Consider the following 12664-nt stretch of genomic DNA (forward strand, 5'->3'; position numbering starts at 1 on the left):
ATTATTGCTTTTTAAAAGAAAATTTTCGTCGTGCTTTTGGATTTGTGAAAATTAGTAAAGCTACACAAATAATTAGTGAGATAATTGATATAATCATACCTAATTTGAAGTAAGGTGTAACGTAAGTCATTTCGATTACATGTGAGCCTTTTGTAATGGGAACACCGATAAAGGCAGAATTCGCTTTCGTAAATTCCTTTTCTTTTCCATCAACTTTTATAGTCCAACCTTTACTATATGGAACAGATAAATATAGGAGCCCGTCTTTATTTGAGTTGATATCCCCTTTTAAATAATTGTTCTTATAATAAATATTTTCAAGTCTATTTTCAGTTAATTTTTTTGTTTCTTTTTGTACACTTTCATAGTTTACGATATTTGCTTGTAAGTCACCTAATTCATACTCACCTGCCATATCAATAGAGATAGTTAGGTTTTCTGGACGCTCAGTGCCTAAATTGTAAACAAATCTTTCTAACGGATACGAGTATGCACCAGCATCGTCACCTTTTCCGATTGTTTTTCCATTAACAGTTGCATTGAATGTACCTGTATTTTTCAATTTTAATTCTATCAGCAGGTCACCAGGCGTATTAGGATAATTGATAGGTAAGATCATATTTCCAAAGCCATGAACAATTAGTTTGTTTCCTTCTTTTACCATATTTTCGAATTTTGCTTTTTCCATTTTAATAGATACTGCCTTTGACTTAAGGTCTTGTTTATTAAAATGGTTTAATGAAAATTCTTTTGTATTATTAACGACAACAGCATGTAATAATAATTGATCACGCTGAGCGAAGTTTAATTTAGAAAACTCTTCTTCACTTATAGCCGAATCATATACATACCCTAACGGTAAGGTATAGTTATTTTTGTAAATATTATATGGTCCTACTTGCTGTAATAGTTTATATCCATAAGGTACATTCTTTGGATCTGTATCAGCACTTAATACGCGATATTTTATACCTAGCATATTTTCAAGTAGCAGTCGACTATCAGCTTGATAAAACATTGAGGGTGTATCGTACATTTGGAATACGCCATATTTATTTTTCATAAAGTCATGGACATAATAATTAACCAAGCTTTGATATGTACTTACGCCATGATATCCTTGTAGCATTGGTGTGTTATATTCGCTATATGGATTAAGAATACGATAAAAGTCTTTATCATTTTCTTGTATGTAGCGAATTGCAGCAATTTCTTCTTTATTATCATAGCCTGGTTCGTGTAACTTTTCAGTTGAAATCTGGCTCTGTCCGTAAACGGTACTAAGTATATTATTCGCATACATATAATTCATAGAAATTGTGCTAACGAGTATGTTCAATACAACTAAAAATTGTATGAAAGGTTTAGAAATATAACGCCATAAACATACTGTAATAACAGAAAGAACGACAGTTCCGAGTAAAATGTTATCAACGTCTTGTAAAGGTTTATCAGTTACATTTATATTTGCTTTTCTATAAAATGCATAAATGAATAATCCAATAGACACTAATAAACTTATTAAATAAGGTAATTTGTAGTCTTTCTTATGAATAATCATCCAATCTAGAATGTATGCAATTGTTTGGGCAATGACAAATACAAATAAATAAAACCATCTAGATTGCATTGCTGAAAAACCATTAAATACAGAATATGTATATGGAAGCATAAACAGAATGAACATGAATAACGTAAAGAATACTTTATTTTTAACGAGTTTATCACGTATAAACATTCCAAATACGATTAAGAATAAAATTAAAGCTGGTAAAGCTAGTTGATGATTTTCAGCACTATACATGAAGAAAATATTTTCCATTAAATCTTTATAAAATTTATCTTCAAATAATAGTGGTATCTCAAACTTTTTTGATAGTCGATCGGCGCTAAATACGGCATTAACTGATGGGAGGAAGCAAACGGCGGCTAAACCGAGTGATAGTCCGTACAATAAGCCGATTCTAATATAATAAGTTAGAAAAGAGACAATCGTTTTATTTTTTTGTGTCGCAAAGTATTGGAATAATGCATAAATGAATATGAAAATACTTGTGATAAAAGCAAAATAAAAGTTTGATGCTAACATTAAAGTAGCAGCGATTAGGAAAAGTACGCGCTTCTTTTCAATAATATATTTATCAAGTCCCCATATTACTAATGGTAAAAATACAATGGCATCAGCCATGAAATCCCATAGTAAAGAGTGGCGGATGAAAGTAATACAGCCACCATATATAATAGCAGCAACAAAAGATGAGAATGCTGTTTTATTATGGTAACGTAAAGAGCCATACATGAATAACATAGCTAAAAAGTTTTTTAAAATACTCATGTATAATTTCACGTCATACACTTGCTCAAGACTTAGTTTAGGTAGTAACAGTGTAATCCAGAAAAACGGTGATGTGCTGTAATAATAACTAAACTCTCCAAATAAATCTCCACCTAACCCATAATCAAAAGACCAGAAAAGGTTGCCATCTTTAAAGGCATGTTGCAGAAGAAACGTAAAGAAGCCAAATTGGCGTAATGCATCCCCTGTACCAGAAAAGGCTTGATTAGATGTTAAAAAGAAATAATGAAAAGCAAAAGCACACAATAATAATATTGGCATAATTATTATCGTTTTCTTGGAAAAGAACTTATTATTCGGCTTTATGCTCATAAAAATTGATAATCCTCCTTTAAAAGTTGTTATCATGTAGCAACTAGTTTTTAGGTAGCATATAAAAACACACCAATTTTTAAAGGTGTGTTCTTTAGTTTTAACATGAGAAAATATATATTTTTGTTGAAGCATATATATTTTTACAGGCATTGAAATTCATAGTTTACATGTAATTTAGTATAAGGCATTTTCAGAAAGTAAGTCAATTTGACCTGGAATATATAGAATTTTTTTACTGAAGAAAAATAGTGGTATATAAAAAAACAAAAAGCTTTTCCATTTTTAAATAGGAAAAGCTTTTTGTTTTTAAGCATGTTTGCGAATGAGCTTTTGTTTTATAAACCCTAAAACGAATCCACGTATTTGAGGGTCAATTAAAACCCCGATTATACCGTATAGTATACCAGTAAGCGTTAAAGCAACTAATGGTGGTAAGTTGATTAATGCGATTCGGTATATACCGTAACTAATAATAAAGGCTAAGGAATTAAATATAATTCCTTTAACTAATAATTGCATGCCTTTACGAATAAAGAGGGTAAATCCGATTAATAGTGTAATTTCGGTAAGGATAGCTGCGGCAGCTGCCCCCATCATTCCATATTTACTACCTAGTACAATATAACCTATGATGGCAACAACTAATCCAATAGTCATTGTTGTTGCGCGTTTCCATTGCTGGCCAATTGTTGTTAAATTGTCGGCTAGTGGATAGTTAATTGATTGTAAAATAACCATAAACGCTAAAATAGCAAGAGCGTCACCAGCGGGAGCGTACTTTTCTCCTAATAAACTAACAATCCAGAAACTTGGATCAGCAATAAAGGGGATAGAAATTCCCATTCCTAAAAAAGACATAAGTTTTAATTCAAAACTTGATAATTTTCTATGTTCTTCGATGTTTTTCTCATTACCAAAAGCAAAAAGCCTTGGATAAAAGGCAGCTGCAATTACTCCCGGTATTTGATATAGTACAGCTGGTATTTTAGATGCAGCACCAAAGAATCCAACTTGATTATATGTTGAAACCTTTTCTAAGATAATAGGCCCCAATTGTGGTAAGAGCATAATGATGATTCCATTGATTGTGAAAATAAGTAGTTGATCTAAAATACCTTTATCCCAACCCTTATGGACTTTCGTATAGCGTATTGTCATTATAAAGGCGATAACACCTGTTACAAGACTAGATACCCCGTACATGGCAGCAACCATCATAAGTGACCATTGGAAAGACATCCCTAGTAATAGGGCAGCAGCAGCTGTTACACCTTGTAGTACAGAAATAATAGCTGTAAATTGCATGCGTTCTGTTACTTGGAAGTAAGCCATCCCAACACCTTGTAAGGTTGCTCCGAACATTGTTGGTAGAACAACCCAATATACCATCGCACGTAAGTAAGCATCGGGATAGAAGAACTGGGCAAAAATAGCGAAAAGTACAGAAATTACGATAGCTAATATTAAACGAATACGTAAATAACTACTTATTAGCACGCTAATATTAGCATCGCTTCTCGTTCCTTCACGCATAAACGTATGTGTCAAGCCTGCATCTGTAAAGTAACAAATAACAGCTGAAACTGCTAACGCAGTTGTAAACATACCGTAATCACTTGGAGAAACATATCTTGCAAAGAAAATGGTTGCAATAGCCAGTACAAATCGAACAGTAATATTTCCTACAAATAGGTAGGAGGCATTTTTAAGAATCTTATTTGTTTTCATGGGAAAAAACCTTTCTATTCTTTAGGACCTTTTTTGTCTGTCCTATTTGTAAATTTGATTTGTTTACGGAAAGAGAGGTGAGTACTATACTTTCAGTTTAAGAAAACAGAAATTTAATTCGTACAAACCAAAGCATTGCATATAGTTTTTTACTACGCTTTCCGTTTTTTGAATAGATTTTACGGCAATATTTCTTTATATCTTTTTTGATTAATTGAACTTGGGCATTATTTAATTGAGAGTTTTCTTTAATGTATATACAAGCATTATTGATAACCGTATAAGGGAATAAATAAGTCTCAAGAATCTCAATAAGTGACTGAGGGTCTTTCGTAATGAAGTCTTGAGATTTATTATGTACCCAGTCTTTCATACGATTGAATACTTCCAGTTCTTTAGTTGTTTTTAATTCGTAATCTTTATATTTAGAAGAAAGATTTCCTTCTGATAAGATTCTATAATATGTTAAATATTCATCGACATAGCATACATTTGTCACACTCATTAGTTTAAATAAAAACTCCAAGTCTTCTCCCCAGCTACATCCTGGTGTAAAACGGATATTATGATTCATTGCGATAGAGCGTTTGAAAATCCAAGTACTTGTTTGAGCAACAACTTGGTGTGTTAAGAATGCTTTTGCCATATCACCTTTAATAAAGTTTGTTGTATGCTCAACCTTTTCGCCTGTTTCTTCGTAGAAATTCATATAACCACAATAGCACGCGTCCATGTTGTTTTTATGCATACTCTCGATTTGTTTCTCAATTTTAGTTGGATGCCATAAGTCGTCACTATCAAGGAAAGCGACGTATTCTCCGCTAGCATTTTCAATCCCTGTATTACGAGCTACTGAAACACCTTGGTTTTTTTGGTGAACGTACTTTACTTGACCCGGATATTTTTCGGCAAGGTTTTTCACGATAGAAGGTGATTGATCTTTACTTCCATCATCTACAATTACAATTTCAATGTTTTTATATGTTTGATCTAGTATTGACTGCATCGTTTCTTCAATATATTTTTCCGTGTTATACAGAGGTATGACAACAGAAACAAGTTGCTTTTGTTCCATCATAGAATTTTTATCTCCTCAAGTTTTTTATGTCTTGCACCATATATACAAGCCCTTTGAAAGGGAGAAGATTACAAGAACATCTGTATAAGTTTAACGCATATAAACTTTGTAAATCAACTTTCTATTGTTGTACTTTGTATAAAAAGTATTTATTATAGAACGTATTGTGTTGTAAAAATATAGAAAAAATTTTTGAAGGTTATGTATCTGAAGGGAGAAGATGAGATGTTAGGGCGATTTACTCGCAAATCTAATATAGTCCTTTTAGGGATTATTATGATTGTCGGGTTTGCACTTCGTTTTGCAACTTTACAAACACATGGTGCAGATCTATCTATAGCTAGCGATGATATAGGTTATCAAAAAACGGCAAATATTTTATTGGAAACAGGGATGTTAACATACCATGAACCAGATAAACCAACGATTCATATTATGCCGGGTTTTCCAGCCTTATTAGCTGCTGTATTTTACTTTTTTGGAAATGGCAGTGAAGGTCTTTTTATAGCCAAATTAATCATTATTCTATTAGGGGTACTTAGTATTTTGCTAACTTATAAGATTGGTACTTATTTATTGAATCCTGCTGCAGGATTAATAGGTGCTTTCTTATTAGCTGTGTATCCTCCAGAGATTGTTATGGAAAATTTAACTTTAACAGAAGGGCCGTTTCTATTCCTTTCATTAGGATTAGTATATTGGAGTTTAAAATTAGCTGATACTCATAAAACGAAACATCTTCTGATTGTATTAATTTTCTATTTTTTAGCACTGTACCTCCGCGTACAAATTGCCTTATATCCAATCTTATTATTTGGGTATCTTTTAATGAAACGCTATCCATTCCGGATTATGATGAAGCAGGCGATTATAAGCATAGGAATAGGACTTATCGTACTTGGACCATGGTGGGCCCGCAATTACATTCAATTTGATAAATTTATCCCACTAACTGCAGGGGCAGGGAATCCGTTATTACTTGGAACGTATCAAGGGGAAGGTTACCCAGAAGGTAAGGATATGGGGGAACTTGAAATAGAATTACATGCAAAGTACCCTAATCTTGAAGCGCATGAATTTATGGAGTTAGAAGAAAAAATAGCCATTGATAAAATGAAAGAATGGTGGAAAACGAATAAGGGCTCTATGATAGAGAGTTATTTAGTCTTGAAACCAGAAATTCTTTGGAAAAAACCGTATTATTCTATAGAGCATAATATTGAAGTATTCAATGTTTCTGCAAAGGATATGAATGAAATATATAATTTTATTAAGACGACGTTTTTAATATGTACAGTACTTTCATTTATTTTCCTTTTAAAAAGGTGGAGAGAGACTACATTTTTATGGTCAATCCTTTTACTGCAAACAGCTTTAACATGTTTTTATGTTGCATATGAACGATATGCATTACCGTTAATACCATTCTTATTTATTATAATTGGAGTAGGGACCGTGGCAACGATTATGAAAATTAATAAATTATTAATTAGAAAAAAATAATTTGCAATAAAAAACATCTTAATTTTTTTAAAAAATTAAGATGTTTTTTTGTATATATTCATATTTAAATAGAAAACTATTCGTTATCGGTTTCAGTTTGCGTTACTTTTAATTTTTGCTTTAATAACGCATAATCTTGCGTTAATGTTACAAGTTGATGATGTAATTTAGAAATTTTTCTTGTTAAGTCAAAAATTAAGATGAAACAGAATAATAGTCCAAATAAAAATAAAACAGATGGAGGATATTCTACGTGTAATAGTTGTCCAATCCAATTTATAATTTTTTCAGTAGAACTTAAAATTGCCATTGAAACACAAACAAAAATCCATAAAATGGCATATTTAGTTTCTAAAGCTCCACGACGAATAGAATTAATAATTAATAAAAATAATAATAGAATGAAGATAAATGAAAAGGTAATTATAGGCATTTATTATCAACCTTTCACAATTTTTTGCATCAATATAGCAAGGCTTACTTTAATCATGTAATATGCAGATTTAAGAGGTGTAATAGAAGATTGTCCCCCTTGGCGCTCTTGCATATTTACGGATATTTCATGAATGCGTAATTTTTTCTTTTTTAAATGAATAAGGACTTCTGGTTCTGGATAATCTTTTGGATAATTATGTGCAAAAATCTTAATTACTTCTCGATTGATAGCACGATACCCAGAAGTTGGATCCATAAAGGTTTGTTTTGTTAGTACTTTCAGTAGAGCAGTAAAATAAAAAATACCAACTCTTCTGGAAATACTACCTTTATAAGCTGTTTTCTCTGTAAAACGTGAACCTAGCACCATATCGCATTGGTCTTCAGCAATAGGTTTTATAATTTTGTACAAGTCATCAGGATTATGTTGCCCATCAGCATCGAACTGAATTGCAATATCATATCCATTCTCATAAGCGTATTTATAACCAGTTTGTACAGCTGAGCCAATACCTAGGTTATATGGTAAGTTCACAAGGTGAACAGGAAAATCATTTACGATTTGAGCTGTTTTATCATGTGATCCATCATTAATAACGCAAATGCTTAATTCTGTAAAATGCTGTTTTAGTTTTAATAGTCTTGTTAATGTATCTGCAATTGCTTCTTCCTCGTTATACGCAGGAATAATAATTAACGTTTTTGGTATTGAAATTGGTACCTCAATAGACATTATCGCACCATCCCTTATATACTTAATTATATTATAGTTATTTTTAAACGAACCTTATCTAATATACCATTAATAGTATAGCAAAATAAAGGAAAAACTGGTGGGTTATTTTAGGAGACAAACAGTAAATAAAAGATAAGAGCTGGAATTTTTTTATAATAAAAAATACATGCAAGGATGAAATAAACCTGTGCATGTATGAAGTGAGAGTAGCGTATTATATATTCCATGGCTTACTTAAAGTTAAAACTTCAGCCATCTCTTTACTTTTTAAACGTCCCTTTTTTCGGTTTTCCGCACGTTCTAAACCGGTTGTGTGTAACCAATGTTCTTCCTGAGTTTCAGGGAGTACTTGTGGTACGGACGAAGGTTTTCCATCTTTTATTGCCACAAATGTAATGAAGCAAGTAGCAGCAATTCTACGCTCGCCTGCTAGTAAATTTTCTGCGATTACTTTTACGAAAACTTCCATTGAAGATTTCCCTGTATAACATACAAATGCTTCATAACAAACAGAATCAGCTTGGTGAATTGGAGTTAAAAAATCAACTGAATCAATAGATGCTGTTACGCAATGTTTACGACTATGTCTTGCAGCCGCAATTGAAGCAATACTATCAATTTCTGCTAATAATTTCCCTCCAAAAAGTGTTTGGTGATTATTTAAATCGTTAGGAAAAACACGTGTTGTCTTAATTGCTTTAGATTCTCGCATGAATTTCTTTTCCATATATTCAGCCCCTATAGTCTGTTTTCAATCAGAATAATATGTGTAAGCGGAGTACTCATATTAGATATTTAATGAAGTAAAGTGTATTCCAAAAGAGAATGATTTAAACTTCTGTATTTGTATTCATATAACTGAAAGAAAATTTATTTTATCTAAAATGTAGTGTAAAAGAGGATTCGCTTACATTGCAAGTAAAAAGTAATGACTATGTATTTGTCATAGAAATTCCCTATCAGCCGTGTACCCATTCATGATAGAATCGTTTTGTTATGAATGGAAATAGAGGTGCAATGGACATATGAATCATATACAAACAAATTTTTCATCTTTCTTCAATAAAATTACGATCGGTGCGATGCTCGCATTTTTTGTTTATAGTTGTTGGGCAGCATTTGAGACAAGTAAGCAATTTTTTGGAGGAAGTACAACAAGTGTAACAATCATACTGGCAATTTTCGTCATACTCATTTTGTTAGTGGCATCAATCCTACAATATCGTTTTACAGATAAACAATTTCTTATTTTTCTTATAAGTATATCTATAGTTGTGAGACTTAGTATGTTGTTATTTGTAGATGCTCCAATAATTGGTGATATGAAAGTGATGTATGAGTCTGCAAAGCAGATTGCAATTGGTAATAATATAGGGACTGTAACTCATTTGCCTTTTATTATATATGAGTCAGTAATTATTCGTATATTTGGTGATACATTATTCGCTTTACAACTATTTAATGTGTTATTTTGCGCAGGAACCGCATTTTTTATTTATCGTATTGCGGCAATGGTTTTTGGAGAAGGATGCGGGCGTATTGCTTCTATATTTTATGCTCTGTATATTCCAAATATATTCATGAGTTCCGTATTAACTCCTGAGTCACTTGCAATATTTTTATTTTATTTTGCTTGTTACATACTTTTATATAAAGGATTAGATCATCCTTATATGTGGGTGTTTTCAGCGATTTTATTTGCATTTAGTAATATGATTTTCCCAATGGGATTATTTCTTCCTATTTTTATCACGGTATATATATTATTAATTGAAGTGTTTCAATCAGCAACGAAACAAAAAGTGTTACTAAAGATGATAGGGATACTTATTCTATTTTATATTGCTCATTTTAGTGTGAATTATGGAATTAAGACAATGGGACTGTCACAATATACGATTGCGAATGAGACGTATGTTCAATCTGTCTTAATTGGAAAAACGCAACATGAGGAAAAAATATCGAAAAATCAAAGTGTAACAGAGCATATTGATCAAAAGTTAAAAGAGATTGAGGGAGAAAGATTTAAACTTTTAGAACCGATGATAAATCAGTTTTCAGAGGAGGGGATAAATTCTATTCTTTTTAAATGTGAAAAACTGATATATATAGCCGTAACATTGTTTATGAATATAGCTCTATTACACTTCCTAATTAAGAAACAACAAAATGAGGGATATATGTTGTTCTTATTTTTAATTAGTGGCTACGTATTGTTAAAGCTCTTCCAAGTAGATATGGCATATTACAATGTAATTATGCCGGCATTGTTTATTTTGCAGAGCTTTGGTGTTTATATGAGTTATGTGTATTGTCAAAAAATATTTTTCAGAAAGTAAAAAGAATCCATTCTGGATTCTTTTTTTGATGAAAGATGAAATTTAGTAGTCAGTGCAGATGAAAAGTATGCCTGACCTGAATTTTGTCTTATCGATTTAGTTCTAGTTGCAAATTATCGGCTGTTAGAGCCATTTGTGAGGAATCATCTTGAATTCCTTTCATGACTTGTGAAATAGTTTGTAGCTCATGTTCAATTTTCTTATTCTGTTCTTTTGAGTTAGACATATCTTTTACAATTTCTTGGAAGTATCGATCTGTTGCCGACATACTATCCGTTCCTTCCGATACGAGAGAGCTAATTTGTTTCACGGAAGACGAGACACGGGTAATTTGTTCATTTGTTTTTTCGACGAGCTTTGTAACGTTAAATATCGATTCTTTCGTTTGCTCTGATAATTTTCGGATTTCACCAGCAACAACAGAAAACCCCTTCCCAAATTCTCCAGCACGTGCAGACTCGATAGCAGCATTTAGTGCGAGTAAATTTGTTTGCTCCGCGATCGATTTAACGATATCTATGATTTCGTTAATTTTGTTAGAAATATCGAGAAGTTCATGAGTATCTGTAATAATCGTTTCCATATTCATTTGAATAGATCCCATTCGTTTGTTTTGCTGGTTTAATTGTTCTTTCCCTTTATTCGCTTTTTCTTCAGATGTTGTAGCTAATGATGTACCTGTTTTAGCAATCTCTACAATAGTTTCAGACTTAGCGGTTAGTTTTTGAATAGAAGAGCTTGTCTTTTCAGATACAGCAGCTAGTTCTGTTGCGATATGCGTAATTGTCATAGCAGTTAGTTCTTTTTCTTTCTCATGCTCTTTTTGCATTCTTTCATATTCAGATTCATAAGCTGCAAGAACAAGTTCTTGTTCAAGAGTGAATAATTTATTTATGACATTTATAGAATAGGAAAAATCATCGATTGTTGTTATTTTTGTTTGCAAAATCTTCATAATAGAGCGGAATAATTCTTGATAAGCAGCAGTATACCATTTTCGATGTAAGCCAATTTGTACATGTCGTTTGGCAATCCTAACACGCTGTTCAATAAAATCTTCATGCATATTGCCGCTGAATAATTCTTTAATATGTGTTTTTAAAGTTTGCTTTAGTTTTGGAATAGAGCTGTAACGTTCAATAATAGTAATTAAATTAGGTTGTTTTGTAATGTTGGCATAGAATTTTTCAGTAATCCAATCAATTTCTGCATAAATAAAAGGCTGTAGTACTTTTACAACTTGTAAATCTTCTTTTGAAATGTGTAGCATATCCATTTGAATTTTCAGTTCAGAATTAGTAGGTACATTAAAAGTTATTTGTTGGTCCTTACTTAATTCGATTATACTAGCGTTTGTTTTATTAATATTTTTTTTGAAAACCCCAAGCATCATTCTTCCCCCTGTGTATAAAACGTTTTCAATTTTAAAACTAATATAGAGTAATTATATATGCTTATATATAATTACTCTATATTAGTTCGTAGAATAGTATATAAATTAAGAGAATTCTAGATAGAATTCTCTTAATGGCCTTTATTAATTTTAGCATGTGTTTTAAAGAAAACAGGGAAATGCACATTATATATTACAGTGACGACACGAATAACGAATGTTACTAATAAACAAACATAGAAAGCTAATACGTGCGCGCCCATAGCGTGTGTGATTAGGAAGCTAATTGCTCCTAAGATAGAAGCGATTGCGTAAATCTCTTTTCGGAATACGTAAGGGATATCTTGAGCACAAATGTCACGCAAAATACCGCCTCCAATACCTGTAATGACTCCCATTGAAACAACTAAAAATGAGGCGTCAACATGATGTGACATTGCCGCATTTGCACCAATAGCTGTAAAAACGCCTAAGCCAACAGCATCAGAAAGCATAATAACGATTTGAAGTTTATTGATGCGCTCAAAAAACATACAAGTAAATAATGCTGATAATACACTTACGAAAAAGTAAATGGGTTTTACAAATGCGACAGGGGGCAGGTTACCAATCATGATATCACGAATAATACCGCCGCCGAGCGCAGTAGCTACAGCTAAACAAAGGACACCAAATAAATCTAAATCTTTTTTTAAACCAACTAATGTACCAGAAATGGCAGCGGCGATAATGCCAAGAAACGTAAATATATCGATTAATAACATGGCCTTAATCCCTTCCT

10 protein-coding genes and 1 pseudogene are annotated in these 12664 nt (G+C 32.0%); 2 read left to right on the plus strand and 9 right to left on the minus strand.

The window, feature by feature from the left end:
* Window position 1 precedes the first annotated feature (1 nt).
* From ACLBXA_RS09260 to ACLBXA_RS09270, 3 genes are all read right to left on the minus strand, one after another.
* Window positions 2-2668 carry a YfhO family protein gene (locus ACLBXA_RS09260; protein ID WP_000023701.1) on the minus strand — a complete coding sequence of 889 codons (2667 nt, stop codon included), beginning with the start codon at window positions 2666-2668 and terminating at the stop codon, window positions 2-4.
* A 309-nt stretch (window positions 2669-2977) separates the two neighbouring features.
* Window positions 2978-4399, minus strand: coding sequence for an oligosaccharide flippase family protein (locus tag ACLBXA_RS09265; RefSeq protein ID WP_000856134.1), 1422 nt, complete (start codon window positions 4397-4399; stop codon window positions 2978-2980).
* Between the two features lie 97 nt (window positions 4400-4496).
* Window positions 4497-5477, minus strand: coding sequence for a glycosyltransferase family 2 protein (locus ACLBXA_RS09270; protein ID WP_000970526.1), 981 nt, complete (start codon window positions 5475-5477; stop codon window positions 4497-4499).
* A 225-nt stretch (window positions 5478-5702) separates the two neighbouring features.
* Between ACLBXA_RS09270 and ACLBXA_RS09275 the strand changes: the two genes are divergently transcribed.
* Window positions 5703-6980 (plus strand): glycosyltransferase family 39 protein, encoded by a 1278-nt coding sequence (locus ACLBXA_RS09275; protein WP_000901472.1) that lies wholly within the window; start codon window positions 5703-5705, stop codon window positions 6978-6980.
* A 76-nt stretch (window positions 6981-7056) separates the two neighbouring features.
* Here ACLBXA_RS09275 and ACLBXA_RS09280 read toward each other — a convergent pair whose 3' ends face one another.
* The 3 genes from ACLBXA_RS09280 to ACLBXA_RS09290 form a co-directional block, all read right to left on the minus strand.
* Window positions 7057-7413 carry a DUF2304 domain-containing protein gene (locus ACLBXA_RS09280; RefSeq protein WP_001121769.1) on the minus strand — a complete coding sequence of 119 codons (357 nt, stop codon included), beginning with the start codon at window positions 7411-7413 and terminating at the stop codon, window positions 7057-7059.
* A 6-nt stretch (window positions 7414-7419) separates the two neighbouring features.
* Entirely contained in the window at window positions 7420-8148 is a 729-nt protein-coding gene (locus ACLBXA_RS09285) for a glycosyltransferase family 2 protein (protein WP_000021477.1), read from the minus strand.
* A 217-nt stretch (window positions 8149-8365) separates the two neighbouring features.
* Window positions 8366-8878, minus strand: coding sequence for an acyl-CoA thioesterase (locus ACLBXA_RS09290; protein ID WP_000412126.1), 513 nt, complete (start codon window positions 8876-8878; stop codon window positions 8366-8368).
* 298 nt (window positions 8879-9176) lie between these two features.
* Between ACLBXA_RS09290 and ACLBXA_RS09295 the strand changes: the two genes are divergently transcribed.
* A complete protein-coding gene (locus ACLBXA_RS09295) occupies window positions 9177-10490 on the plus strand; it encodes an ArnT family glycosyltransferase (protein ID WP_447617181.1) in 1314 nt (437 codons plus the stop codon).
* Window positions 10491-10578: 88 nt separating this feature from the next.
* Here the strand turns inward: ACLBXA_RS09295 and ACLBXA_RS09300 are convergent, their stop codons facing one another.
* From ACLBXA_RS09300 to ACLBXA_RS09310, 3 genes and pseudogenes are all read right to left on the minus strand, one after another.
* On the minus strand, window positions 10579-11319 hold the full coding sequence (locus ACLBXA_RS09300; protein ID WP_396132498.1) for a methyl-accepting chemotaxis protein: 741 nt from the start codon (window positions 11317-11319) through the stop codon (window positions 10579-10581).
* 15 nt (window positions 11320-11334) lie between these two features.
* Window positions 11335-11883 (minus strand): annotated as a pseudogene (locus ACLBXA_RS09305) (protoglobin family protein); the annotation flags it as partial.
* A gap of 131 nt (window positions 11884-12014) precedes the next feature.
* Window positions 12015-12647 (minus strand): trimeric intracellular cation channel family protein, encoded by a 633-nt coding sequence (locus ACLBXA_RS09310; protein WP_000924367.1) that lies wholly within the window; start codon window positions 12645-12647, stop codon window positions 12015-12017.
* Window positions 12648-12664: the final 17 nt, after the last annotated feature.

This window comes from Bacillus sp. D48C, assembly GCF_053345735.1.